This is a genomic window from Neomicrococcus aestuarii, from assembly GCF_014201135.1.
Taxonomy (GTDB): domain Bacteria; phylum Actinomycetota; class Actinomycetes; order Actinomycetales; family Micrococcaceae; genus Neomicrococcus; species Neomicrococcus aestuarii.
The window spans coordinates 1,869,225-1,895,933 of the sequence record NZ_JACHDR010000001.1 but is presented as its reverse complement, the minus strand read 5'-3'; the positions used below and the strand labels follow the sequence as shown (position 1 = coordinate 1,895,933).

Sequence of the window (26,709 nt, the reverse complement as noted above, 5' to 3'; positions counted from 1 at the left end):
TGGCGGCTCGCTTACTTCGCTGAGCCGCTCACCAACGGTGCAGAGGTAGCGCTCGGCGTCTCCTCCGAGATGCCGCGCAAGCGCTTCATGTCCGGATCGTAAACCGGCTCTTGCGTCACAGTGGCGGCGATGCGGCGACCGAAGTACTCGATCTCCACCTTCTCCCCCAGCTCCACATGCGCGGGGAGCCACGCGTACGCAATGGGGCGTCCCACCGTGTAAGCGAAACCGGCGCTCGTGACGTAACCGGCTGCTGCGCCGTCGTAATAGACCGGCTCCTTGCCCAGCACTACGTCCTTTGCCGAATCAATCAGCAAGCAGCGCAAGGTGCGGGTCAACGGCTGTTCGCGGATGGCCTCCAGTGCGGCCTTGCCCACGAAGTCGGCTTCCTTCTTGGTGCTCACGGCGAAGCCGAGGCCAACCTCGTACGGGTTGTGCTCAGTGCTCATGTCCGAGCCCCACGAGCGGTAGCCCTTCTCGAGACGCAGCGAGTTGAAGGCGGCGCGGCCAGCGGCGATGATGCCGTGCTTCTGGCCAGCCTCCCACAAGACATCCCACAGCTTCTGGCCGTTTTCTGCCGAAGTGTAGATTTCCCAGCCGAGCTCGCCGACGTAGGACAAACGCCAAGCATTGACCGGCACGCCGCCCAAGTGAGCGTTCGTGGAGCGGAAGAACTTCAGACCCTCGTTGGAGAAGTCATCGGTGCTGATGGCGTTAACGACTTCGCGAGCCAGCGGGCCCCACAAGCCGATGCAGCACGTGCCACCCGTAATGTCGCGGACGTGGACGTAGCCGCCGGGCAGTTCGCCCGTGTTCTGCTTGCGGGCCTCCACCTCGAAGTACGCGGTATCGATGTTGCCGTTGGCGCCCACCTGGAAGGTGTCTTCGCCGAGGCGAGCCACCGTGACATCGGAGCGGATGCCGCCCTTTTCGTCGAGCAGGAGCGTGTAGGTCACCGAGCCCACGGACTTGGCAATGTTGCCGGTGCTCAAGCGCTGCAGCATGGCAAGCGCTCCTGGGCCGGACACTTCGAGGCGCTTGAGCGGGGTCATGTCATACATGGCCAGGCCGGTGCGGGTCTTGTACGCCTCAACGGCTGCGATGGAGGAGTGGTGCTGAGCGCTCCAGCTATCGCGAAGCGGTGGCTGCCAATCCCACGGGAGGTCGCTCAAGTACTTGGCGTTGGATTCGTACCAGAACGGGCGCTCCCAGCCGCCGGTGGGCAAGAAGTGGGCGCCGAGTTCACGCTGGCGAGCGTGGAACGGGCTAACGCGCAGCTCGCGGTGGGCCAAGCGTGGCTCGAGTGGGTGGCGGATGTCGTAGACCTCGACGAAGTTCTGCTTCGAGGTGGCTTCCACGTAGCTGGGGGCGAGCTCTACTTCTTCGAAGCGGTGAATGTCGCTATCAGAAAGGTCGATTTCCGAGCGGCCCGTGGCGATGAGCTCGGCGACCGCGCGAGCGATGCCTGCAGAGTGGGTGACCCAGACAGCCTCAGCCACGAAGAAGCCCTCGACGTCCGAGGACTCGCCCACGAGCGAGCCGCCATCCGGGGTGAAGGAGAAGATGCCGTTGAAGCCGCTGGCGATCTCAACGTCCTTGAGCTCGGGGAGCAAGCGCTTGCAAGCTTCCCAGGCTGGGAGGAAATCTTCGAGGGTGAACTCGAGGCTCGAAGGCATGTTTTCCTTCGTGTACTCATCCAGGGCGATCTTAGGAAGTTCGTCCAGATCAATAGCCATGGGGCGGTGCGCGTAGGAGCCGATGCCATAGACATCGCCGTGCTCGCGGAAGTAGAGGTCCTCGTCCTGGTAGCGGAGGATCGGCAGGCCGGCGCCGTTTGGCTCCGGGTTGCGGCCTTCAAGTCCCTTGACGGCGGAGGTCTTCGCGTACTGGTGGGCCATCGGCACGAGTGGCAGTTTCATGCCAGCCATCGCGGCAACCTTGACGCCCCAGAAACCTGCGCAGGAAATGACAACGTCTGCTTCAACAAGCTCTTCGCCAATACGCACGCCGGTGACGCGGTGGTTGGAATGCTCAATTCCGGTGACTTCGGTGCGGTCTCGGTAGACGACGCCGGCAGCCTTGGTGCGCGCGATCAGCGCATCGACCGCTTTACCTGCGAGGGCGAGGCCATCGGAGGGGATGTAAAGGCCGCCGAGGACGATGTCCTCATTCAGGAGCGGGTACATTTCCTTGCACTGCTCTGGGGTGAGGATGGAGGCTTCGATCCCCCACGCGCTGGCCCAGCCCAGTTTGCGGTGAAGATCCGCCAAACGAGCTTCTGAGACGGCGATCTCGAGTCCGCCGACCGGGTTGAAGGCGTCAAGGGACGTCAGCTTCTCCACGGTGTAGGAGGCGAACTTGGTCATGCTCTTAGACGAGTTGGTCTGGTACACCAGGCCGGGAGCGTGGGAGGTGGAGCCGCCGGGAAGTTCAAGGGGGCCCTGCTCAATCACGGTGATGTCGCTGAATCCGCGCTGGATGAGCTCGTCGGCTAGGTTGGTGCCTACGATGCCTGCGCCGATGATCACGACGCGCTGGGTGTTAGACATGTTGTTCGCTCCTGACGAGGATGGTGCTGAGACGACGGCGAGGCGAAGAAACTCGCTCACGAAATACGAGTTATATATTCAACTTATATACTACCGTTTCTAGTAGCGTAAGCCACAGGAAATTTGAGGTCAATACTTTTCCTGATTGAATTTTTCGAAAGAGGGACACGGTGGTCCAAGCGCTCACTTCTCAACCCCGCTCACACGGCGAATCCATGGCAGATATTGCGTACGAGCGGATCCTTCACATGCTCGTGACGCTGCGCATCTATCCTGGCGACCCCATCCATGATGAGGCAATCATCAAGGAGCTCGGAATCGGCCGCACTCCCGTGCGTGAGGCACTCAAGCGCCTCGAAGTGGACAAGCTCGTAGTCACCTTCCCCAAGCGCGGAACGTTCGCGACGCGCGTTGAGGTCAGCGACCTCGCGTACGTCTCCGAGATCCGGCAACAGCTCGAGCCCATGGCCGCAGCCCGCGCCGCGCGCGTGGCCACACAGGCCACTCGCGATCGCCTCCGGGAAACGCTTCAGGACATCCAAAACTTCGATATTGAGGGTTCCACCGCCACGGACATTCTGACGTTCGATGCCAACGTGCACCGCGAAATCTACAGCGCCTCCGGAAACCCGTACCTCGAAGACGTCCTGGTCCGCCAAAGCAACCTTGCCACCCGCATCTGGTGCTTGGTCCTGGACAAGCTGCCCCGACTCACCAACCACGTCGAGGAACACCTCGCCCTGCTCCAAGCGATCATCGACGGCGACGAACAGCTCGCCGCCGACCGCGCGGCCGCCCACGTCAAGGAGTTCGAAGTCGCCGTCCGCACGGCGCTCCTCGACGTCTAAACACACACGTAGCCCCCGACCCCAGAAAAACTCTCGGGTCGGGGGCTACGCTATTTCGCTGGAACTACAGGCTAGAGCGGGAGCCTAGCTGCGTCGTCGTACTAGCAAATTTAGCCACTAGCGCGAGGACGGGCGCGGGCGCTCATCCACCACGGCGTCATCCCCCGGCTCTGCGAACTCGGTGTTCACGATCGCGATTTCGGCGGTCATGAGGCTGAACTCGCCGGACTCGTGGCGCTCAACGCCCTGAACCACGGACTGCTCCAGAACCTCTTGAGCCACCTTGTTCTGCAGGATCAGCGGATCCTTGCTGAGGTCGCGCCAAATGGCCACGCACAGCAGGAGCATCACAATCACGAACGGCAGGGCCGAAACAATCGTGATGTTCTTCAGGCCGTTCAGAGCGGCCGCGGGATGATCGCCGCCGGCAAGCAGCATGACAGCAGCCACCGCACCCACCGCGGTACCCCAGAAGATGATGGCCTTCTTGGACGGGTGCTCAGCACCGTTCTCGCTCAAGGAACCCATCACGATCGACGCGGAGTCAGCGCCGGTCACGAAGAAGATCGCAATCAGGACCACAGCCACCACCAACATGGTGATTTTCAGCCACTCGGGCAGCGCGAGCGCGCTCAAGTAGTCGAACAGCGCGGTATCAAAGTTGATATCCGGTGCGCCATCCACCATCTGCGTCAGCGCGTTGCCCATATCCCCCGCGCGCTCGGCACGCTCTTGCAGGCCAATGGCGCCGCCGCCGAAGATCGAGAACCAGATCAGCGTCACGATGGACGGAACCAGGAGAACGCCGGTGACGAACTGGCGGATGGAACGGCCGCGCGAAATGCGAGCGATAAACAAGCCCACGAACGGTGCCCATGACACCCACCAAGCCCAGTAGAAGACGGTCCACGAGGACAGCCAGGACGCGACGTCGCCGGAAGCGGCGGTGCGCGAGGCCATCTCCGGAAGATCGCCAATGAAGGCGCCGATGGCGTTCGGGAAGACGTTGAGGATGAAGAGCGTCGGTCCGCCGATGAACACGAGGACCGCGAGGATCAAGGCCAGCACCATGTTGGCGTTGGAGAGCCACTGGATGCCCCGCTCAATACCGGAGACCGCCGAGGCCACGAAGAGTGCGGTCAGCACGGCGATGATGATCACCAGCAAGCTGGAACCCACGTTCTCCATCAGCCCCACGGACTGCAGACCGCCACCGATCTGCAGCGCGCCCAGGCCCAAAGAACAAGCGGAGCCGAACAGCGTGGCCAAGATGGCCAGAATGTTGATGGCTTTGCCGCCCCAACCGTTCACAACGCGCTCGCCGAAGATCGGCACGAACATCGCGGAGAAAAGCTGCGGGCGCCCCATGCGGTAACAGCTGTACGCCATACCGAGGCCCACAATCGCGTACATGGCCCACGGGAACAGGGTCCAGTGGAAGAGCGTGGTGCCCATCGCGGTGCTGAGCGCTGCGTCCGTCTGCCCGTCCACCGTTCCCGGCGGAGGCGACATGTAGAAGAACAGCGGCTCGCCCACACCGTAGAACACCAGGCCAATGCCCATGCCGGTTGCGAACATCATGGAGATCCAGGACGTGGTGCTAAATTGCGGCGCTTCGCCGTCCTTGCCCAGCGGGATGCGACCAAAATTCTTCATCGCCACCACCAAGACGAAGGTCGTGAAGAACGCCGCCGCTGTCACGAAGAGCCAGCCGGTGTTGGTCATGACCCAGGTAAGGGCGGAGCTGGCGGTTTCGCCGAGGCCTTCGGGAGCTGCGAAGCCCCACACGATGAACGCGAGGGCCAGCGTGCCGGCGATGCCCACGATCCACTTGTCAGCGCCTACTTGCGTGTAGTTGCGCGGCTCGCGACTGCGGGCTGTGCGGAGCTCATCAAAGAGGCTCTCAATTTTCTTGTCACTTGCTTTATTCACGGGATATTCCTCTGCTGGCGGACCAGCGATTTCCGGTTGTTGAAGTACGACGACGAAGGGTCACCACAGGTGGTGAAGCCTAGGCGGTTGCCCCTACAGTCGCTGCATGTGCCGTGCGTGATTCACTCACGAGTTCCGCGCAACGCTCGCCGATCATCATGACGGTGATGTTGGGGTTCACGGTCACGAGCTCAGGCATGACGGAGGCGTCTGCGACGCGCAATCCCGTGACGCCCTTGACGCGCAGTTCTGGATCAAGCGGGCTCATGGCGTCCTCTACAGGACCCATGCGAACCGACCCTGCTGGGTGGTACACGGTGTTGTGCGTGCGGTGCAGGTAATCTGCGATTTCCTCATCCGTCTGGATGTCTTGGCCGGGGAACTGTTCCGCTCCAGCCCAGTCCGCCATGGCCGACTGGGAGACGATCTCACGGGCCTTGCGGATACCGAACGTCATCACGCGGATGTCGTGGCCTTCGGGATCGGTGAAGTAGCGAGGGTCCACCTTGGGCTTGTCACGGTAATCCGTGCTACGCAAACGGACGGTGCCGCGGGACTTCGAGTGGGTCACGTTCGGGGTGAGGCAGAACGTGTTCTCGCCGGTGGGGTAACCCTGGCGCAGCGTATGCATATCAAACGGGACGGAACCGTAGTGCATCATCAGGTCCGGACGGTCCAAGCCCTCTTGGGTGGGGGTGAAAACGCCGATCTCCCACCACTGCGTGGAGGTCTCCACCATGGGCTTCTTGGCTTCCCACTGGATGACGCCCTCTGGGTGGTCCTGCAGGTTTTCGCCGACGCCCGGGGCGTCAACGAGCACTGGCACGCCGATTTCTTCAAGGTGCGCTGCTGGGCCGATTCCGGAGAGCATGAGCAGCTTCGGAGAATCGATAGCACCTGCGGAGACGATGACCTCCTGCTGGGCGGTCAGCGTGACCGTGCGACCAAACGCGCCGTTGACCACGTCTACGCCGGTGCAGTGCTTGTTCTCATCGAAGTTCAGCTTGCGTGCCTGCAAGCCGGTGAGCAAGAAGAAGTTCTCGCGGTCCTTGATGGGGTGGATGTAGGCCACCGACGAGGACGAGCGGGTGCCGTCCGGGAGGCGGTTGATCTGGAAGAAGTTGGCGCCGTTGATGACGGTCTCGTTGTTGTTGAACTTCGCGCGGGGAATCCCGGCTTGTTCACACGCATCAAGAATCGCGACACCGCACGGGTCCACGGCAGGCACGTTCATGAGCTTCACGGGACCGGAATCGCCGTGGTGCGGGGCGTCCGGACCGGCGTCCTCGTTGGTTTCCAACTTCTTGTAGAGGCGGTAAGCCATTTCAGAGTTCCAGCCGGTGGCTCCGAACTTCGATTCCCACTCGTCAAGATCTTCGCGAGGCGCCCAGAAAGCGATGCACGAGTTGTGGCTAGAACAGCCGCCCAAGACCTTCGCGCGAGCGTGGCGCATGAACGAGTTACCGACCTCTTGAGCCTCAATGGGGTAATCCCAGTCCAGGCCAGATTCCAGCAGTTCCATCCAGCGATTGAGCTGGAGCACTTCGTCATAACCGCGATCATCCGGTCCGGCTTCTACCAGGGCCACCGTCACGGACGGATCCTCGCTCAAGCGGGACGCCACTGCGGCTCCCGCCGAGCCGCCGCCAATCACAATGTAGTCAAAGTCAGTTTTTTCAATGCTCATAATTCTTTGCCTTTCTTGATGCTGCGGCATGTATTTCGTAGACGGGGAAGTTACTTCGCTTGGAAGATCACTTAGCTGGGAACCAGCCGGTTACCGCCGGGGAGAGGTTCTGATAGATGTGCTTCGCCTCTTGGTATTCGCCAAGGCCGGTAGGGCCGAGCTCGCGGCCAACACCTGACTGGCCGAAGCCACCCCACTCTGCTTGCGGCAAGTACGGGTGGTAGTCGTTGATCCAGATGGTGCCGTGACGCAAGCGTCCAGCAACACGCTGGGCACGACCCGCATCTTGCGTCCAGACGGCGCCGGCGAGGCCGTAGATCGTGTCATTCGCAATGGCGATGGCTTCGTCTTCGGTCGTAAAGGTTTCCACCGTGACCGTAGGTCCGAATGCTTCGTCCTGGGCCACGGACATCGAGGAATTCACCTGGTCGATGACTGTGGGCAGGTAGTAATGCCCCTGACTCAAGCCTGCGCCGTCGTCCTCCGTAGCGGCACGACCGCCGCAGCGCACGCGCGCGCCTTCAGCAATACCGGCCTGAACGTACGCATCTACCTTCGCCAAGTGCTGCGCCGAAATCAGCGGACCGGTTTCGGCATGCTCGTCGAACGGGCCGCCCAAGACAATCTGGCTGGCGCGGCGCACGAGTTCGTTGACGAAGTCCTCAGCGATGGATTCCTCCACCAAGAGTCGAGCACCGGCCGAGCACACCTGACCCGAGTGCACGAACGCACCGTTCAAGGCGTTGTCCACGGCGGCGTCGAAATCGGCGTCGGCGAAGATCACGTTGGGGTTCTTGCCGCCCAGCTCCAGGGCAACCTTCTTGACCGTGTCTGCGGCAGAGGCCGCGATCTTCCGGCCCGTGATGAGACCGCCCGTGAAGGACACAAGGTCCACATCAGGGTGCTCGGACAGGACAGCGCCAGCGGACGCACCGCTACCGGTCACCAGGTTGGCAACGCCGTTCGGCAAGCCCAACTCGCGCAAAACGTCCATCATCAAAACGGCGGTGGACGGCGTGAGCTCAGCCGGCTTCAACACGAACGAGCAGCCCGCCGCGAGCGCCGACGCGATCTTCCACGCAGCCTGCAAAAGCGGGTAGTTCCAGGGGGTGATCATCGCTGCGACGCCCACGGGTTCATAGACCACGCGGGAGAGGACGTTGGCGTCATTCGCGTCGACGAGTCGGCCCGCTTCCTTTCCGGCCAACTGACCGAAGTACTCGAAGCACGCGATGATGTCATCCATGTCAATACGGGATTCGATGATCCGCTTGCCGCTATCCAGGCTCTCCGCTTGCGCGAATTCTTCTTTACGCTCACCGAGTCGTGCGGCAACGCGCAACAAGAAGCGGCCGCGATCCGGAGACGGAACGCTAGACCACACGCCGGAATCGAAAGACTTGCGGGCGGCCTCAATAGCGCGGATGGAATCAGCGGACGAAGCCTCAGAAACCAGTGCCACCTGCTGACCGTTTGCAGGGCAGTTGATGACGCGGGTTGCACCGTCAGCTGCGGGCCCAAAGACACCATCGATGAAGATACTCTTGCCTGTCGTCAAGAGCTCTTCATTAGGGCTCTTACCGAAAGTCGTTGCGGTGGAATCTCCGGCTAAGGTCATGATTTCTCCTTGAGGGGTTGGTGGTCTTCAGAGACGCGCTGGTTCTCAGAGACACGCTGGTCTTCAAAAGCGGCAGAGTCTGCGGAGATGCGCCGTTCGGTCACGGTTCGCTGTGGCATCGGCACCGCCGGAATAGCCGCGGTATCAAAGTCGCGGCTCCAATCGAGCTTGGTGGAGCCGCCTTCATTAATCTGGCTCAAACCGTCCACTTCTGACTGGTGACGGAGGAAGGCCATATGCGTCTCATACTTATCCAGTACATCAGCAATCAGCTGTTCTTGCGTCAAACCCAGAAGGTCGAGGCCGTGGCTGCCCTCTTGGCAGAAGGCTTCCAGACGGTAGTACGAGCTGGCGGTTCCGGCGTTGAGGGCGAAAGTCGGTTTGCCCAAACGAACCGGGTACACGTGGTACTTGAACGGGCGGTGATCCCGGTGCGTGGTGGCAATCAGGTCAACGGATTCGAGCTGGAGCTCGCCCACCGTTTTCACGTGCAGTTCCGCCTTGACGCCTTGGCTCAAGAACTCCTGCTGGACTTCCTTCAGAGCCGGCTTGACGACCTGGTTGATGTAACGCTCCGTTTGGGCGCGATTCGGCTGGGTCAGCTGACGTGACAAGCGCTGGCGCCAATCCAACGTGGAACCGGAACGGCTCGAGATCATTTGAAGCAGGGACTGATCCTGGCTCTTGGAGAGCGCCGTTTCAATCCTCAAGGACTTATACAAGCCCATCATCAAGAAGATCAGCACCACGGAGAACGGCAATCCCATGATCACCGTTGCGCCCTGAAGTGTTGGCACGCCGCCCACGAGCAACATGGCCAGCGTCAGCACGCCGATCGCCAAGGACCCGAACAAGCGGACGGGCTTGGAGCCGTCAGCTTCAGGGTCTTTCAGGTGGGACGTGAAGTTCGCCATTACGAGTGCGCCCGAGTCGGCGCTCGTGACGTAGAACAGCATTCCGGTGAAGGTAGCGATACCGGCGAGCAACGGCACGGCTGGGTACTGTTCCAGCAGCGAATAGAACGCGCGCTCTGGATAGTTCATGGCGATCTCGCCGAACGCTGTGTTGCCGTCGATCACCAAGGCGATCGCGCTGTTTCCGAAGAGTGAGATCCACACGAGGATGAAGGCCATCGGAACTACCAGCACGGCGGTGACGAACTGGCGGATGGTGCGGCCGCGCGAAATGCGGGCCAAGAAGAGGCCGACGAACGGCGCCCAAGCAATCCACCAGGCCCAGAAGAAGAGGGTCCAGCTGTTCAGCCACGCGTCGGGGCGATCGAACGCAAAGGTATCGAGCGCCATGCCGGGGAACCGGGAGATCATGTCGCCCACGTTGCCCACGAGGGCGTCCAGCAAGAAGGCGGTCTTTCCGGTGATGAGGATGTAGCCCATGAGCAGGACACACAGGATCACGTTCAGTTCAGAGAGGCGGCGAATGCCTTTTTCTACGCCGGTCAGGACGGAGATGGTGGCCATGACCACGGAGAGCGCAATGAGTGCGATCTTCCACGCGGTGCTTTCAGGGATGCCAAAGATGAAGAAGAGTCCGTAGTTCAGCTGCGCTACGCCGATACCTAGGGAGGTGGCGATACCGAAGATGGTGCCCAGGACTGCGGCGATGTCGACGCCGTGGCCAATAGCGCCGTTGATGCGCTTGCCAAAGATCGGGAACAACGCGGAACGGATGCTCAGCGGGAGGTTGTGACGGTAGGCGAAGTAGCCCAGCGCCATGCCGACGAGGGCGTAGAGGCCCCAGCCCAGCAGTCCGTAGTGGAACAGCGTCCAGACCAGCGCTTGGCGCGCAGCTTCGGCCGTTCCTCCGTCGCCGCGGGGTGGCGCCAGGAACTGGGTGACCGGCTCCGCGACGGAGAAGAACATCAGGTCGATTCCGATGCCGGCGGCGAACAGCATTGATGCCCAAGTGAAGAAGCTGAAGGTGGGGCGTGAATGATCCGGCCCCAGCTTGGTCTTACCCACTTTGCTGGCGGCGATGAAGATGACGAAGACAAAAACGCTGACCACCAAGAGGGTGTAGAACCAGCCCAGGTTTTTGCCAATCCAGGTGACCATCGCTGTGATGACTGCATCCGCGGAGGCCTTATCAATCATGGCCCATAAAGCAATAGCTAGAACGCCAATTGCGGATCCAAAAAAGACAACTTTATTGACTCTGGCGCGCGGTTCGTCGGTGTTTTCACTCCCGACTTCGCTTGCCATCGTGCTGGTTGGCTTGTGCACAGCTTTCCTCCGTTGACAACTGCGAGCGCTTCTTGTGGAACTGCTCGCTGTTGCTTTGAATAGTTGGATCTGTTAACCACTTGATCCGGAACACTCCCCGAGCTACCGGAACAAACCTGGCTAGTCGGGGGACGCCATGCCGATGCGGAGGGTTTCTCAGCGCATCGGCATGGCGAGCGCGTTATCTGGCGATCATCCCGTGAGGGTCCAACACGAACTTGCGTGCTGCGCCTTCGTCGAAGGCGGCGTACCCTTCGGGAGCCTGATCCAGTGAGATCGCGGTTGCTTTGACGTTCTTGGCGATAGAGACCTTCTCGCTCAAGATCGCTTGCATGAGACCGCGGTTGTACTTCATGACCGGGCATTGGCCCGTCACGAACGTGTGTGATTTCGCGAAGCCCAAACCGAACCGCATGGAGAGCGATCCGACTCGCGCAGCTTCATCGACCGCTCCTGGGTCACCGGTGACGTAGAGTCCCGGGATGCCTAGGCGACCGCCGGCGCGGGTGATCTCCATGAGGGAGTTCAGCACCGTTGCCGGTTGTTCTGTGGAGGCCGCGCTTCCGTGGCCACGAGCTTCAAAGCCCACCGCGTCAATGCCGCAATCCACTTCGGGAATGCCCAAGATCTGTTCGATCTGATCAGCGGGATTCCCAAGGGAAACGTCCACGGTTTCGCAGCCGAAGCTGCGAGCTTGCTCCAGACGATCCTTGTTCAGATCGCCCACAATCACTACGGCCGCACCCAGAAGTTGGGCGGAGGTTGCGGCAGCCAGACCCACTGGGCCAGCTCCTGCAACGTAGACCGTTGAACCTACCGTCACGCCGGCACCCACAGCTCCGTGGAATCCGGTCGGGAAAATGTCAGAAAGCATGGTCAGATCAAGGATCTTCTCGAGCGCTTGATCGCGGTCTGGGAACTTCAGTACGTTCCAGTCGGCGTAAGGAACCAGCACGTACTCGGCCTGGCCGCCTACCCATCCGCCCATGTCCACGTAACCGTAGGCTGAGCCCGGGCGGTCAGGGTTGACGTTGAGGCAAATGCCCGTTTGACCTTCTTTACAGTTGCGGCAACGGCCGCAGGAGATGTTGAACGGAACGGAGACGATGTCTCCTACCTTGAGGAATTCCACGTCGCGGCCCACTTCAACCACCTCACCGGTGATCTCGTGGCCAAGAACAAGACCCTCTGGCGCAGTGGTGCGTCCTCGCACCATGTGCTGGTCTGAACCGCAAATGTTGGTGGCGATCGTCTTGAGGATGACCCCGTGTTGGACGGTGCGTCCCACGTTGTCCGGGTGCACTCCCGGGCCATCGTGAAGAACGAAATCAGGGTACTGCGTGTCGATGACTTGAACCTTGCCAGGACCGGCATAGCTAACTGCTCTGTTGCCCATTTTCGGACCCCCGAATCTAAAATATTAGTCTGATATATGTTGCAGACTACTGTTTAGTGTGCTCAGGGCCACAAGGCTTGTCAAGACCTCCCGCAGTCTCGAAACCTGTTGTTAACACTTGCATAGTGAGGCGCTCGGCGCCACCTAGAAGCGCGTTAGCTCAGTCCCGCCGCTCCGCCAAAATGCCGCGCGCGGACTGCTGCAGCATCGCCAAAGACTCCCGAATCAAGGACGATTCCAGGCTTCCTCGGCGGCCCACAGCAAGGATTCGACGGACCGGCCGATTAGGACCGGCGAGCCGCAATCGCACCACGTTCTTCACTCCGCTCAGGGGTGCCAGCCGCGGCAAGAATCCCACCCCCAACCCCGCGCTCACGAACGCCGTCATACTGTCCCACTCGGCGGATTGATGCACCACGCGCGGCGTCTGCCCCACGGCCACAAACGCCGCGGTAAACAAGGCTCGGTACGTGGAGCCGGGCATGTCCGTAATCCAGTTATCGGACACCAGCTCATCCAGCCGCACCGCGCCTCGCTCGGCGAGGGGATGATCGCTCGGAACCACCACATCCAGCGGGTCATCCAAGAGCGGCACTTGCTCAAACTGAGGGTCGTCCTCCACCCGTGCTTCCGTTTGCATCGCCACCACCACGGCGAGGTCAATCCGTTCGGCCACCAGGAGTCGGTAGCAGCGCTCCGGGTCCGCATCAATCAGTTGAAGATTCAGTTCGGGCCACTTCTCACGGAGCTGTTTAGCCACCGGCGCCAGCAACTGAGACGCCGCGGTAGAGAAGCCGCCCAAGCCCAAGTGCGCCGGCACTTGATCACCCGCACTCATGGCGGAGGCGCGGAGATCTTCCCACTGGCTCACGATGGCGTCGGATCCCTCGACGAGGAGCCGCCCCGTGGTGGTCAATCGAATGCCTCGACCGTCCTTGACGATGAGCTGAATTCCCCACGCTTTTTGGAGTTCCCGAAGCTGCGCTGAGATCGCTGACGGCGAGTAGCCGGTGAGCTCGGCGGTGGCCGCGACGGTTCCGCACGCGGCGAAAGTTCTGAGCGTGATGAGGCGAGAATCGATCATGCGGTAATTTTGCACGATTCAATTCAATTTGTTGCGCTTTTATACGTGAGTTGTAATGCGTAGTGTTCTCTTGTCAGTACGCAGGCGAAGACCCTCATGAAGAGAAGGACCACCTCATGTCAATTACCTCGAACCCTTCACGCACTTCCCGAGGGAAACTCTCCAGCACTGTTCCCGCCGAACAGCTAGCTGAAATCCGGGAATTGTTTGAAGAGCGTCGAAAGGGATTCTCGCTGGACGCGCCGTTCTACACGGACCCAACGATTTTCGGCATGGATATGCAGGGCATTTTCCAGAAGAACTGGCTCTTCGCCGCGAGCGTTGCCGAACTTCCCGAACCCGGTGATTACGTCACGGTGGAGTACGGTCCTACTTCGCTACTGATTATGCGCAAGGACGACGGCGGGGTGAACGTTCTGCACAACGTCTGCCGTCACCGTGGGGCCCGGGTGCTCACGGCGCCCTCCGGTTCTACCGGCAACTTGGTCTGCGGCTACCACTCGTGGACGTACTCCCCCGAAGGCGATTTGATTCACGCCTCCGCTCCGGGCGAGACCGAGTTCGATAAGAGCTGCTTCGGCCTCAAGAAAGCACACAGTCGCGTGTACGCCGGCCTGATTTTCGTGTGCGTTGCCGATGAGCCGCCGACGGATTTCGACGAAGTCGCCAAAATCTTTGTGCCCTACCTCGAGCCTCACGACTTGGGCCGCACCAAGGTTGCCTACCAGCAGAACATTGTTGAAGAGGGCAACTGGAAGCTCGTCATGGAGAACAACCGCGAGTGTTACCACTGTGATGGTCACCCAGAACTTGCCTGCTCCCTCTTCCCCACGTGGGGTTTGACCGAAGGAATTGTTCCTTCCCACCTTGAAGAGGTCTGGGACCGCAACAAGCAGGCAGAAAATTCCCTTGAGGAACGCTGCCGCCGCTACGGCCTTCCCTACGAAGTGGTGGAAGAACTCGATACCCGCATCGCCGGCATCCGCATTTCCCGCGAACCGCTCGACGGCGAAGGCGAATCCTTCTCCCCCGACGGACACCGACTCTCCAAGAAGCTCTTGGGCAATCTCCGCGACTTCCGCTTGGGCCGCTGCTCGATGCACCTTCAGCCCAACAGCTGGTTCCACTTCCTCGGCGACCACGTCATCACCTTCGGCGTCTTCCCCATCAACGAACACCAGACCCTCGTGCGCACCACGTGGCTGGTAGCCGATGACGCTGTTGAAGGCGAAGACTACGATCTCGACAAGCTCACCCACACCTGGAAGCAAACCAACATCCAGGACAAGGCGTTCGTGGAACTCTGCCAGCAAGGCGCAGGCAGCCCAGCCTACGAACCCGGCCCTTACATGAAGAGCGAATACCAGGTTGAAGCGTTCATCAACTGGTACGTGCAGCGCATGCAGGAGCACATGGCATGACCATCACTACCACCAGCATCGAGGTACCGGAACCGCAACGCGTTCGCGACTTCGTGATGCCGTGGAATCACACGCTCAGCGCTAACGGCCCAGCCGCAAACGCGGCGCGTGCGCTGGGCCCGTGGCACCCGCAAGAGTTCATGGCCGAGTGCGTGGAAACCATTCCGGAAGCCGGCGGGCTCAAGACCTTCGTCTTCCGCCGGCTCGATGGCGCTCCCCTCGCCTTCCGTGCGGGACAGTACTTGAACATCGCATTCCCGATTCACGGCGAAGACCAAGATCCCGTGGACCGCAGCTACTCGATCTCGAGCGCGCCGACGTCCCCGTGGACGTTCAGCATCACCGTAAAGCGGGACAACGGCGGGCTCGTCTCGCCCTGGATCCACGATCATGTGGAACCCGGAACCGTGTTGGACATGCTCGGACCGGTTGGAGCGTTCCACTTGCCCGACGTCGAACGGCGCCCCCGCTACCTGCTGCTTGCAGCGGGCGCGGGCATCACGCCCATCATGTCCATGCTGCGAACTATCCACGCCCTCCCAGGCCGAGCAGACGTCGTCGTGCTTTATCACGGTGCCGCACCCGGAGAATTTGGGTTCGCCAAGGAGCTCGAATACATCGCCAACGTGGATGACCGCATTCAGGTCTTTTACTCCCTCGGCGACCGTTCCGTGCCCGAGAATTGGGAGTGGATGCTGGGCCGATTGACCGCGCAAATGCTCGAACAAGTGGCGCCGGATGCGAACGGCCGGCAAGTGTATGCGTGCGGGCCCGAGGGCTACCTGAATCACGCCGCGGACTTGTTGCGCAAGGTCGGCGTGGATGACACGTCCGTGCACATGGAATTCTTCTCCGGCGACCGCAAGACCCTCCTTGAGTACCAAGAGGAAATTTCCCTCGCCGAGGATCTAGCCGAAGAATATGCGGAAGAGGCGGCCGAGCAGACGAATCACTTCGCCGAGACTCAGCCCGCCGAACTGCAGCTTTTCCAGCCGGCGGCGACGGATATTGATACCGAAGCCGAAGTGGAGGCGGAAGCGGTCGCTGATGCTGACACTGATGCTCCCGTGGATGATTCGGATTTCACCTCCGTTGGCGAAGGAACGCTCACGCTGTCCTTCATCAAGTCCCGCATCAAGCTGCGGATCGATCCCACCGAACGCATTCTGGGTCCTGCCCAGCGTGCAGGCGTGCGGATTGGCGCGAACTGCCAAGAAGGCATGTGCGGTTCGTGCAAGATCGTCAAGATCTCCGGCGAGGTGGAGATGAACCACCAGGGCGGAATCCGCGCGCGCGAAATCGCGTCCGGAAAGTTCCTCCCGTGCTGCTCTACAGCTCAATCAGACATGGTGATTGACGCCTAAGGGCCGCTACACCCACGGAATCTCCCCGCGGGAATTCTCGAAGATCAAACTTGTCCGCGTGTTCGCAACGGCCGGATTCGCGGACAAGTGATCGAGCACAAACTGTCGCACTTCTTGCGAATCCTTGAGCCCCACGTGAATGAGGAAGTCCTCGTCACCGCCGAGGAAAAACACTTGCGCCACCCCCGGAAGCGCGCGAATCATCGCCGCGAACTCCGCCATCAGGTGCCTGGCCCCCGGTCGAATACGTACCGAAATGAGCGCTTCAAGCGCGTGCCCCACAGATTCGGGCTCCACTTCAATCGTGAACTTGCGGATCACTCCGTGCTCTCGCAGCGCGTTGAGCCGCGCCAAACACGTGGACTGCGCAATCCCCAACTCTTCCGCGAGCGACGCATTAGTTCGGCGCGAATTCTCATTGAGCAGACTCAGCAATTTGTGGTCGATGGCGTCCAGCACGTATTTATCCCGCAGATTCTTCGCTGTGGCACCCATCACGCCAACTCGCTTTCGTTTGTTTTCACCAATTATTCAGATGCAACCGTGGATTATTCGGTGAACCTATTGTACTTCCGCAGAAAACTCTAAAGTTAGACGAAGAAAGTGCGGCAACCGCGCTCACAAAAATCCCCTCCACTCTCCCTAGGAGCCCCCGTGATCATCGGCGTCCCCACCGAAGTCAAGAACAACGAATTCCGCGTCGCCATGACGCCCGCTGGCGTCTCCGAATTCGAGAACCGCGGCCACGAGGTCCTCATCCAGGCTGGTGCCGGCGTGGGCTCGGGACACACCGATGACGACTACCGCGCAGTCGGCGCTGAGATCGTCGAATCCGCTGACGAGGTTTGGGCTCGCGCAGACATGGTGGTCAAGGTCAAGGAACCTATCGAATCCGAATTCCACCGCTTGCGCGATGGCTTGGTCCTCTTTACTTACCTGCACTTGGCTGCGGACAAGGCCTGCACTGACGCTTTGGTCAATGCCGGTACGACGGCGATCGCTTACGAAACCGTGACCAACGGACGTACGCTCCCATTGCTTGCCCCAATGTCTGAGGTTGCGGGGCGCTTGTCCGCTCAGATTGGCGCCGTTCAGTTGCAGCAGCCAAACGGTGGCCCCGGCATCCTCATGGGCGGCGTTCCAGGAACGCGTCCGGCCAAGGTTGTAGTGATTGGCGGCGGCGTTGCTGGTGAAAACGCTGCAGCTATTTCTGCAGGCATGGGCGCCGATGTCACGATCATCGACATCAACATTGCCCGCCTCAAGGAAATCGACACCGCCTACGCAGGCCGCATCAAGACCCTTGCCTCCAACAAGCTGACCATTGCTTCCGAGGTTGCCGCCGCTGACTTGGTGATCGGTTCCGTGCTGATCCCGGGCGCAGCAGCTCCTAAGCTCGTCACCTTGGACATGGTGGAAAAGATGCGCCCCAACACGGTGCTCGTTGACATCGCTATTGATCAGGGCGGCTGCTTCGAAGGATCGAAGGCCACCACCCACGCTGAGCCAACGTTCCGCGTTCACGATTCCGTGTACTACTGCGTGGCCAACATGCCAGGAGCCGTCCCACAGACCTCCACCGCGGCTCTCACGAACGCCACCCTTCCTTACGCGCTGCGCATCGCCGACCGCGGGTGGGAAGAAGCGTTGAAGTCTGACGCTGGCTTCGCGAACGGCCTCAACACCCACAAGGGCAAGGTCACCTTCAAGTCCGTCGCCGAAGCACACGGCTACGAATTCACGCCTGTGTCTGAGGTACTCGGCAACTAGTACTTACGCCCGCGATCTACGCTTCCAGATTTGGAAAGCATTTTCCGTCGCGCCGTTGTGACATCTCATCATTAGCAGGGATGCCGAGCATATTGTTTTCAAGCGCTCGGCATCCCTGCTAATTGTCGGTATCTCTAGTAGGATGAAATTACTCGTTAGCTCAAATTCGAAACTAGTTCCCATTTCTACCGGGCACACCTTTCTCAACAATTACGTGCACAATTGGAGTCCAGATGAGCGCGCCGGATATCGATAAGACACTCGCTGATATTTTCCGGCCGCTGGCTGGCACCTCTCATCATTTGACGTTCATCTTGGGGGCCGGCGCCTCTGCTCCTTCAGGCCTTCCAACGTGGGATCAGTTTGCAATACGAGTAGCCACGCTGAGCGGTCTTGTCGAGAAAGAAGACACCGCCGCTTCGCTTCTCGAACGACAAGATCATGCCATTCTTCTTGAGGCAGCAAAGTACAAATCAGGTGATCGATGGGCCGAGTATCTCTTTGAGGCCCTCTACGGGACGGTTTCAGAGAACCTGCAACCGTCCCCACTACATCTCGCCGTCGTGGGGCATTACTTAAGCGACCCCAAGCGTTGCACGATAGCCACCCTGAACTTTGACCCACTGCTCGAAGAGGCTCTGTCTGACAATTCATCGGAAGATGTATACATCGGGATTGACGGCATTGATGAGCCTGACGAATCCCATACCGTTCATCATCTGCACGGCGCCCTATACATTGGCGAGGACGAATATCACTACCTCGAACCGATCATTACGTTCAAAGATTTTGCAGAACTTGTAGACGCAAAGGCGCCGTGGCAAAAGGAGTTCCTCGAAAAAGCGTTGCGAAAAGGTCCAATTCTTTTGGCTGGTACATCGTATCGAGACCCTGATATCCGTCAGTGGCTGCATGAAATCATGATGAGAGCGGAAAGTGAGTCATTCTTCAGCCCAATTGTCACCATCGTCCGAGAAGGCCTCCGCCTAGACAAAGAAGTCTTTGACGAAATTGATGGAGCACTGGCAGCTGAATGGGAAGCCATCGGCATTAAGGCGCTACGCCTTCAAGACCTCTCCGACGTTGCCGCCCTCATTCGTGAGCTCGAGTCCATGGATAAGCCGGATTACGTGCCGCCGCAGAAACGCGCACAGCAGGTCTGGAAGCGCCATAAAGAGAAATTCAAGGAACTACAACCGCAGTACTCTGCAGCGTTGAGCACATCCGCGACGGAAATTTCCAGCCACCTTGGCATGGAGGCATTGAAATGCACGCTTTGGATAGCCAATGGCTACGGGAGTCTAGCCCGCTGGGCTACCGAGTCAACACATTATTTGTCTGTAAACCAGCTCAAGTTGGTGCCAACAGGACACGACAGCCCGTGGATTGCTGGCGAGGCGATTAGTACGGAAGAACCCAAGATAAAGAATGTCATCCGAGACAATCGGCTCGAGCCAAGATGGAAGTCAGTGATCGCGGTTCCCATCTTTGTGGGCGACGGAAACAACCCCGACTTTGCGTCAGCAGTTCTCACGTGCAGTATGAAACTACCTGCGGAAGAGGTCCTTCGGAAGAAACAAGAGCTTGAACTTGTTATAGGTGAACAGAGCTCTCAATGGAGCGAACTTCTGAATTCCGTTGCTTTTCAAGACTGAAGGACTAGGATTCAAGAAAAGAAAGGCAGATATGTTGCCACAGTCTAACAGGGCAGTCAAGAGTGAATCGACCGGCTCATACACAATTCGCATGCCCAAAGATGCAATGACAGGGCGTTTTGTAACACCTTCGAACCGCTCCGAGGCGACAGGAACGATCCGGATTTTGTCAGCTAAAGGAGACGCTCGCGGCAAGGAATCGACGTCCGTACCGAAGCGATAATTTCGCCAGCGTTTTGTCAACCGTCTTGGCGACGGTATTTGATCCATGCCCACGTGACGATTCCTATAACAATCGCGGTAGCAACAACCCACTGCCAGCCCAGTTCTAGCCAGGCCAGGACAACGGCCATTCCCACCGTGGAGTAGATGAGCGCCCAGATCAGACATCCCACCGTCACCGCTGGCAAGTAGCGTTTGAGCGACATGCGACCCATGCCCGCACTCGCGTTGACGGCCGTCTGAATACCCACGGTCAAGAAGGATAAGGGAACAGCGAAGATGCCCCACCGTTCCATAAAACGCTGGGCTCGCTCGTAAATAGGACCCTCAAGGAAGTGTTTGAACCGGGAGTGCTCAGCTCCTCGGGCGATGCCGCGACCGATCCAATACGTGGTGTTTGCGCGCAACATGGCACCTAAGAAAAGTCCTACGTACGCCAACCCAAACGGTAGCGAAGAGAACATTTCAGACATTTATCCAGCCTACTGGTTTGCTGTGAAGCTCTTCCACAAAGTGTGAGCCGGTGATCTAATGAGAGTCATCACTATCTATCTATGTAGTGGATCACTTTCACCGCATATGACCAGCTTAAGGATGGCAATGACGCTCTTCGATCAGTCCACGTGGGAAAACAAGATCAACATCAATGGTTGGCGAGATGCCTCCACAACCGCCGATGCCCTCGAACCAGCGACGGGAAACAAGCTTGCCTCGGTTGGTTTGGCGAGCGTCGACGACGTCAAGGAAGCAGCCAATGCTGCTGCCACGGCTCAAAAAGAGTGGGCCAAGAAGAAGCCTGAAGAGCGCGCTGCCATTCTCCGCAAGGCCGGAATGCTCTTCGAAGAGCACGCGCCAGAGATCCACGAATGGATCATGAAGGAGTCCGGTGCCATCCAGGGCAAAGCCGGCCTCGAAACCCACGTCGCCGCGAACGAGTGCTTTGACGCCTCCGCACTCCCCCATCATTCTCAAGGCGATGTGCTGGCCTCGGACGACAATCGTTGGTCCTTCGCGCGCCGTCGTCCGGTGGGCGTCGTCAGCGTCATCGCACCATTCAACTTCCCACTCATTCTTTCCATCCGAGCCGTGGCACCGGCGCTAGCACTGGGAAATGCAGTCCTGCTGAAGCCGGACCCACGCACTGCGGTGTGCGGCGGCGTCGTTCTCATGCGAATTTTTGAAGAAGCTGGGTTGCCAGCTGGAGTGCTCAGCCTGCTACCGGGTGGAGCGGATGTAGGTGCGGCCGTTGTGGAGGCGCCCGAAGTCTCCGTGATTGCGTTCACGGGGTCCACGAACGCGGGCCGGAAGATTGGCGAAACCGCGGGACGCTTGCTCAAGCGGGCGCACTTGGAACTCGGTGGGAACAACGCGATGATCGTGCTTCCGGGCGCGGACTTGGCAAAAGCCGCTTCGGCAGCAGCTTTCGGATCCTTCATGCACCAAGGCCAGATCTGCATGTCCACGGGACGGCACCTGGTCCACGAATCCATTCACGATGAATACGTGGCCGCGCTGTCCGAAAAGGCAAAACACCTGCCAGTGGGCAATCCCGCCACCGAGCAAGTTGCATTGGGTCCCATCATTGATGAGAACCAGCTCAAAAAGGTAGACGCCCTGGTCCAGGATTCCGTATTGCAAGGCGCCACTGTAACTGCTGGCGGCGCCATCAAGGAGGGCCTGTTCTATCAGCCCACCGTGCTCACGCACATGAAAGTTGAGCATCCAGCGTGGAACCAAGAGATCTTCGGCCCGGTAGCGCCTGTCATGAAATTCTCCACGGTTGAAGAGGCCGTCGAGCTCGCGAACAATAGCGATCTGGGACTGTCGATTTCAATTCTTGGCGACGTGGGGTTGGCGATGCAGATCGCTGACCAGCTCGATTCCGGCAAGGTACACATCAACGAACAAACGGTGATGGACGAATCGCAAGCGCCATTCGGCGGCGTCAAGAACTCCGGCAACGGAACGCGTATCGGTGGAGCGACCGCAAACATCGAATCCTTTACCGAGATTCAGTGGTTGACCATGCGCCCAGAGATTGCGCCGTACCCTTTCTAAGATAACGACGACGCAGCTTGGGTCAGTCTCCTGCGCTCAGGACACTGTGGTGTTTCGAGAGACGAGATTGACCCAAGCTTTGCCTACCTGTTGAACGGTGCTTGTTGTGGTTGGGCCGTGGACGGTTGTCAAAGATGTCATGAACTTATGCCAGGTCGGCCGCTGTTTCCGGGGCTGCTGCTGACATGAGCAGGTCTGCTTCCCAGTGCCCTGAAAAATAGATCGATTGCTGAGTGGTTTCGTGACTGATCTGCGTAGTCGTATCGTGATCGCAGACTCGGGCAAGAACTAACGAGATCAATTTCGGTGACCACCTGAATCCATCGCGCCTTCCACAAACCCCACCATCCCCTAGTTATCCCGGCGGCGCTTCTACGGCTGGCTCGATCTCCGGAAAAGTGAACCATCAGCAATGGCAAGATATTGACGATGACAGCCGTCGAGTCGGGTGCAGGCTCCCTCACGCGTGAGTTCGAGCCCGCACCCACCAATTTTCGGACGCAGTACTTGCTAGGCGTTGTGTCCCAGCTGCGCGACCGCGCTCTTCACAGCGTCCTGCATGGTGGTGGCAGGGCGGCCCAGAAGCGTGCTCAAGTCGTTACCGGAGACCAGCAGGTCTCCGCGGAGAATGCCGCGGTCGCTATCAGCAAGGATCTTGGCGAATCCTTCGGGAACTCCGGCGCCTTCCAAAAGCTTGGTGAAGTCCTCCTCCGGGAGGTCCTGGTAGGAAACAGGCTGACCTGAGGCAGCGCTGACGGCTTCGGCCAGCTCAGCGAGTGAGAAGGATTCGTTGCCGCCGAGCTCGTAAATTTTTCCACCCTGATCTTCGGCAAGAAGCACAACGGCAGCCGCTTCAGCGAGATCCGCGCGGGTAGCGGCGTTCAAACGACCATCGCCAGCGCTACCAAACACAGAGCCAAACTCCAAGTAGCCACCGATTTGAGCGGTGTAGTTCTCCAAGTACCAGCCGTTGCGGAGCAGTACAAACGGGACGCCGGACTCGCGAAGAGCCTGCTCGGCAAGCTGGTGATCTGCTGCCAGGGCCATCTGGGTGGTGTCAGCATTCGGGATGCTCGTGTAGGCGATCAGCTGAACGCCGGCTTCCTTTGCAGCGTTAATAACGTTGGCGTGCTGTGCAACTCTTGGGCCAGGTTCGCTGCCGGAAACCAGCATGACCTTCTCAACGGCAGCGAAGGCGGCGGCCAAGGAAGCCGGGTCCGAGTAGTCAATCTCGCGGGTATGGACACCAAGCTCGGCGAGGCGGGCGAGCTTTTCGGCGTTGCGGCCTCCAGCAATGATCTGGTCTGCAGGCTGTCCCTTTTCCAGAAGTGCTTCAACGACAAGCCGCCCAAGGTTGCCGGTGGCTCCGGTGACGAAAATGCTCATGAGGTGTTTCCTTTCGGGATGAACTATCTACCAGTCACCTCAACCTCGCATGTCACCAGGAACTTCCCACGAGAGAGTACGCACTTTAAAGTAAGCTCCTTCTATGCCCACACTCCCTGACACGATCGTTGCTGAACTCCCCGTCGTCTTCCCCGCCGGTTGCCCCAGCCGCACCGTACTTGATCATGTCTCCAGCAAATGGGGCGTGCTTATTCTCGTCTCGCTTGCTGAAGGACCACAGCGCTGGAGCGAGCTGCGTCGTCGTGCTGAAGGCATCAGTGAAAAGATGCTCGCCCAGACGCTCAAGACCCTTGAATCGGACGGTTTCGTGCACCGCGACGCGCAACCGGTGATCCCACCACGTGTGGACTACAGTCTCACAAGCCGCGGCGAAGAACTCGTAGCGCTTCTTCGGCCACTCGTGGATTGGATCGCTGTGCACGCCGAAGATATCGTCAACCCAGTTTAAGGCCTAACACGCTACAGAGTAATGACGATCTTTCCGGAAGATTCGCCCTTTTCCATGACCTGAAATCCTTCGTGAATGCGCTCGAGCGGCAACACGCGATCAATCGTGGGGCGCAATTTCATTTGCTCCACAACGCGCAACATGCGGGCAAACTCCGTGCGGGTGCTACCCGTAGAGCCCAGCACGCGCAGCTGGTTGTAGAAGATACGTCCAAGATCCGCCTCGGGGCTAGTTCCGCTCGTGGTGCCGGCGATAACAATTGCGCCGCCGGGCCGCAAGCAACGCAGCGAATGCGCCCAGGTTGCTTCGCCCACGGTTTCAATGACGACGTCGACTCGCTCCGGCAAGCGGGCACCGCTCTCAAACGCTTCGGTTGCGCCGAGGGACAGGGCCAGTTCGCGCTTTTCAGCGGTGCGGCTGGTGGCGAATACTCGCGCTCCCGCGGCACTCGCGAGCTGAATTGCGGCTGAGGCCACGCCACCGGACGCCCCTTGGACCAACACTCGATCTCCGGCTTGGACTTGTCCCTGCGTGAACAGCATGCGGTAGGCGGTGGACCACGCGACGGGCAAGCACGCGGCCTCTTCGAAACTCAAGTGCGCGGGCTTATCCAACACACACCGAGCAGGAACGGAGATGTACTCCGCGAAGCCGCCGTCGTGCGATTCAGACAGCAAATTGCGGTTGGGATCCAACGTCTCGTCGCCAAATCCGGCGTCGGGATCAGCGATTACTGGATACACCACCACTTCACGGCCGTCCTCGGTCACGCCGGCGACGTCACACCCCAGAATGATGGGAATGTTTTTGGGGTCATGTCCCACTCCGCGCAACGTCCACAGGTCATGCATATTAAGGCTCGACGCCTTCACCTGCACCGTGGTCCACCCCAGTTGTTGGTCCGGATCCGGAACGTCTTTCACCTGAAGGCAAGACAACGGATCCTGTAAGTTCTGAGCAATGGCAACGGCGGCACGCATGAAATCTCCTTAAAAGTGTTTACCCCATCACACCAACGCTGCCCGCTCGGAGCGAGAGCGCGTGCCGCCTGACGGAATGATTTCTAGATTTTTGATTAAGACGACGCTAGCTTGGGTCCAGAGCCCCACGTACCTTCTCGAGGAAGAGAGAAAACCGCATGAGCATTTGGGTAGGCGAGGTTCCTGTCGAGGAACTGAACAATAACGGGCGCGGAGCGCTCAACGAGAACCTTGGCATCGAGATTCTTGAGAAGACCGATAACTCCCTCATTGGGCGCATGCCGGTTGATCACCGCACCACTCAACCGGCTGGAGTTGTCCATGGTGGAGCGTCCGTGGCTTTCGCGGAAACCCTTGCCTCGTGGGCGGGGTTCCTCTCAATTGATCGTGAGAAATTCCACGCCGTGGGTCTGGAGATCAACGCAAACCACGTACGACCAGGAGTCTCCGGCCAGTGGCTGCGGGGCGAGGCGACGGCCGTGAACCTTGGACGCACCACGCAGATTTGGGACATCCGCATCACGAACGAAGACGGGAAGCTCGTGTGCATCTCACGGTGCACGCTGGCCATCATTGCGCAGAAGTCTGCGTACACCACCCCGGAGCAACGTGATGCTTCTCGCTAAGGCTGAATGACCTTGCTTCGGTAGAATAGATAGGTCATTCACCGGCAATGTAGCCGGTGTCGTCTACCTTTGGAGGTCGTAGACATTGCCCCCTCGTTCATCAACCCGGGATGCCCGTACGGCCGTTGACAAAGCTATGGCTCTGCTCAATGCCTTCGGCGAAGATGCGCTCATTGGCGTGGGTGTGAGCGAGTTGGCGCGCCGGGCAGACCTGTCCAAGTCCACCGCTTTCAGGCTCTTGAGCCTGCTCCAAAACAACGGCGCCGTGGAACGCGCAGGCAACAACTATCGCCTGGGCAAGATGATCCAAGATCTTGGCGCCACTCAAGAAACCGCGTGGCACGGACGCATGCGCGACGCCCTCACGCCCTTCCTTGCTGACTTGTACGAGCTCACGAAGCAGACCGTGCACCTCGCGGTCCTTGACGGTTCCAACGTCATTTACCTCAACAAGCTCTACGGACACATTCAGGTCCGCAGCCCGTCTCGCATTGGTGGCCGCGCGCCAGCACACTGCACGGGTGTGGGAAAAATGCTCTTGGCGTACGACCACGCCGCGACCGAAGAAGTGTTGAACAGCGAACTGATTCGGTGGACGCCTCACACCATCACGGATCCTGCCGTGTTGCGCACCGAGCTCGAGAAAGCTCGGCAGACCAACCTCGCCTTTGACCGCGAAGAGATCATGGTGGGCTTGAACTGCATTGCTGCGCCGGTCTTCGGCAGCAACAACAAGCCGGTGGCCGCGCTCTCCGTGTCCGGGCCAGTGGGCAAGTTTGTGCCGGAGTCTCAAGCGTCGTTGCTACGCAAGGTGTGCTTTGCGGCCGCACGCGCTGCAGCGGCAGTTGCTCCACGGAATCCGTAGACCCGCGGTTCTCGGCATTCTGGTATTAGGTCCCCGGAACGTCGTCGATATTTCGGGACTCTTCGAGCACCCAAGCAGGCTCCGCCGCCAGGAGCGAGACAGACCGATCCTTCAGATCAACGTCCACCACGTACCGATATCCCGCGGCTTCGCCGCGCGCGATCTGCTCCACGTCGCCTTCGTCCGTGGCCAGCACCAGTCGGCGGCAATGAGGATCGCTCTTCATGATGTGCTCAGACACGAGCTGAATAGCACCGGCGACTGCATGCTCTGATGGTTCCAGGTACCGGTCACGCGTGCCGGAAGGATAGGAATCCCCCACCGGGTGACGAGCCGCAGACGCCACGTTCACCGTGCCACGGTCCTCACCGTTTTCGGTCACGTTGAACGCTTGCACGAACCCTTCGGCGGGGGCCGTCTCCGTCAGAGACCAGGCCTCGCCCAAGGCTGCGGGCCACGCGAGAAGATCTACTTCGTCGGCATGCCCGTCGCTATGTCCATTGTCATGTGCGCTGCTTTGCTCATCGACCTGCGACATC

21 protein-coding genes are annotated in these 26,709 nt (G+C 59.6%); 9 read left to right on the top strand and 12 right to left on the bottom strand.

What is annotated here, in order from left to right; all coding sequences use genetic code 11:
• Positions 1–11: 11 nt before the first annotated feature.
• Positions 12–2,549: a GcvT family protein gene (locus tag HD598_RS08510; protein WP_183665182.1), complete on the bottom strand. Its 2,538-nt coding sequence runs from the start codon at positions 2,547–2,549 to the stop codon at positions 12–14.
• A gap of 215 nt (positions 2,550–2,764) precedes the next feature.
• Here HD598_RS08510 and HD598_RS08505 point away from each other — a divergent pair, with 215 nt between their 5' ends.
• Complete coding sequence (locus tag HD598_RS08505) at positions 2,765–3,397, top strand: GntR family transcriptional regulator (protein ID WP_183665180.1); 633 nt, start codon at positions 2,765–2,767, stop codon at positions 3,395–3,397.
• Between the two features lie 117 nt (positions 3,398–3,514).
• On the opposite strand, the gene HD598_RS08500 is transcribed toward HD598_RS08505, so the two are convergent.
• From HD598_RS08500 to HD598_RS08475, 6 genes are all read right to left on the bottom strand, one after another.
• Positions 3,515–5,305, bottom strand: coding sequence for a BCCT family transporter (locus HD598_RS08500; protein WP_409366200.1), 1,791 nt, complete (start codon positions 5,303–5,305; stop codon positions 3,515–3,517).
• Positions 5,306–5,408: 103 nt separating this feature from the next.
• Complete coding sequence (locus tag HD598_RS08495; RefSeq protein WP_183665177.1) at positions 5,409–7,016, bottom strand: GMC family oxidoreductase; 1,608 nt, start codon at positions 7,014–7,016, stop codon at positions 5,409–5,411.
• A 67-nt stretch (positions 7,017–7,083) separates the two neighbouring features.
• On the bottom strand, positions 7,084–8,634 hold the full coding sequence (locus HD598_RS08490; RefSeq protein ID WP_183665175.1) for an aldehyde dehydrogenase family protein: 1,551 nt from the start codon (positions 8,632–8,634) through the stop codon (positions 7,084–7,086).
• Positions 8,631–10,853 (bottom strand): choline BCCT transporter BetT, encoded by a 2,223-nt coding sequence (betT, locus tag HD598_RS08485; RefSeq protein ID WP_183666772.1) that lies wholly within the window; start codon positions 10,851–10,853, stop codon positions 8,631–8,633. Before betT ends, HD598_RS08490 begins: the two co-directional genes overlap by 4 nt.
• A 202-nt stretch (positions 10,854–11,055) precedes the next feature.
• Positions 11,056–12,270 carry a formaldehyde dehydrogenase, glutathione-independent gene (fdhA, locus tag HD598_RS08480; RefSeq protein ID WP_183665173.1) on the bottom strand — a complete coding sequence of 405 codons (1,215 nt, stop codon included), beginning with the start codon at positions 12,268–12,270 and terminating at the stop codon, positions 11,056–11,058.
• A gap of 160 nt (positions 12,271–12,430) precedes the next feature.
• Positions 12,431–13,354 carry a LysR family transcriptional regulator gene (locus HD598_RS08475; RefSeq protein ID WP_183665171.1) on the bottom strand — a complete coding sequence of 308 codons (924 nt, stop codon included), beginning with the start codon at positions 13,352–13,354 and terminating at the stop codon, positions 12,431–12,433.
• A gap of 116 nt (positions 13,355–13,470) precedes the next feature.
• On the opposite strand from HD598_RS08475, the gene HD598_RS08470 reads away from it, so the two are divergent.
• Both HD598_RS08470 and HD598_RS08465 read left to right on the top strand, forming a co-directional pair.
• Positions 13,471–14,775, top strand: a complete 1,305-nt coding sequence (locus tag HD598_RS08470) for an aromatic ring-hydroxylating oxygenase subunit alpha (RefSeq protein ID WP_071894632.1) — start codon at positions 13,471–13,473, stop codon at positions 14,773–14,775.
• Positions 14,772–16,139 (top strand): ferredoxin reductase, encoded by a 1,368-nt coding sequence (locus tag HD598_RS08465; RefSeq protein WP_183665169.1) that lies wholly within the window; start codon positions 14,772–14,774, stop codon positions 16,137–16,139. Before HD598_RS08470 ends, HD598_RS08465 begins: the two co-directional genes overlap by 4 nt.
• A 6-nt stretch (positions 16,140–16,145) precedes the next feature.
• On the opposite strand, the gene HD598_RS08460 is transcribed toward HD598_RS08465, so the two are convergent.
• Positions 16,146–16,634, bottom strand: coding sequence for an Lrp/AsnC family transcriptional regulator (locus HD598_RS08460; RefSeq protein WP_071894630.1), 489 nt, complete (start codon positions 16,632–16,634; stop codon positions 16,146–16,148).
• A 159-nt stretch (positions 16,635–16,793) separates the two neighbouring features.
• Between HD598_RS08460 and ald the strand changes: the two genes are divergently transcribed.
• Positions 16,794–17,909, top strand: coding sequence for an alanine dehydrogenase (gene ald, locus HD598_RS08455; protein WP_183665167.1), 1,116 nt, complete (start codon positions 16,794–16,796; stop codon positions 17,907–17,909).
• 233 nt (positions 17,910–18,142) lie between these two features.
• On the top strand, positions 18,143–19,564 hold the full coding sequence (locus HD598_RS08450; protein WP_183665165.1) for an SIR2 family protein: 1,422 nt from the start codon (positions 18,143–18,145) through the stop codon (positions 19,562–19,564).
• Between the two features lie 239 nt (positions 19,565–19,803).
• Here the strand turns inward: HD598_RS08450 and HD598_RS08445 are convergent, their stop codons facing one another.
• Positions 19,804–20,259, bottom strand: a complete 456-nt coding sequence (locus tag HD598_RS08445; protein ID WP_221244624.1) for a DedA family protein — start codon at positions 20,257–20,259, stop codon at positions 19,804–19,806.
• A 127-nt stretch (positions 20,260–20,386) separates the two neighbouring features.
• Between HD598_RS08445 and HD598_RS08440 the strand changes: the two genes are divergently transcribed.
• Positions 20,387–21,844 carry a benzaldehyde dehydrogenase gene (locus HD598_RS08440; protein WP_183665163.1) on the top strand — a complete coding sequence of 486 codons (1,458 nt, stop codon included), beginning with the start codon at positions 20,387–20,389 and terminating at the stop codon, positions 21,842–21,844.
• A 510-nt stretch (positions 21,845–22,354) separates the two neighbouring features.
• Here HD598_RS08440 and HD598_RS08435 read toward each other — a convergent pair.
• Positions 22,355–23,230 (bottom strand): SDR family oxidoreductase, encoded by an 876-nt coding sequence (locus tag HD598_RS08435; RefSeq protein WP_183665161.1) that lies wholly within the window; start codon positions 23,228–23,230, stop codon positions 22,355–22,357.
• 103 nt (positions 23,231–23,333) lie between these two features.
• Between HD598_RS08435 and HD598_RS08430 the strand changes: the two genes are divergently transcribed.
• The gene (locus tag HD598_RS08430; RefSeq protein WP_183665159.1) at positions 23,334–23,699 is read left to right on the top strand and encodes a winged helix-turn-helix transcriptional regulator; all 366 of its coding nucleotides are present in this window, start codon (positions 23,334–23,336) and stop codon (positions 23,697–23,699) included.
• Between the two features lie 11 nt (positions 23,700–23,710).
• Here the strand turns inward: HD598_RS08430 and HD598_RS08425 are convergent, their stop codons facing one another.
• Positions 23,711–24,679 (bottom strand): zinc-binding dehydrogenase, encoded by a 969-nt coding sequence (locus HD598_RS08425; protein ID WP_183665157.1) that lies wholly within the window; start codon positions 24,677–24,679, stop codon positions 23,711–23,713.
• A gap of 158 nt (positions 24,680–24,837) precedes the next feature.
• On the opposite strand from HD598_RS08425, the gene HD598_RS08420 reads away from it, so the two are divergent.
• Together HD598_RS08420 and HD598_RS08415 are read left to right on the top strand one after the other, a co-directional pair.
• On the top strand, positions 24,838–25,305 hold the full coding sequence (locus tag HD598_RS08420) for a PaaI family thioesterase (RefSeq protein WP_071894617.1): 468 nt from the start codon (positions 24,838–24,840) through the stop codon (positions 25,303–25,305).
• An 85-nt stretch (positions 25,306–25,390) separates the two neighbouring features.
• Positions 25,391–26,170, top strand: coding sequence for an IclR family transcriptional regulator (locus HD598_RS08415; protein ID WP_260170521.1), 780 nt, complete (start codon positions 25,391–25,393; stop codon positions 26,168–26,170).
• Positions 26,171–26,195: 25 nt separating this feature from the next.
• On the opposite strand, the gene HD598_RS08410 is transcribed toward HD598_RS08415, so the two are convergent.
• Entirely contained in the window at positions 26,196–26,708 is a 513-nt protein-coding gene (locus HD598_RS08410; RefSeq protein WP_183665155.1) for a hypothetical protein, read from the bottom strand.
• Between the last annotated feature and the right edge of the window lies 1 nt (position 26,709).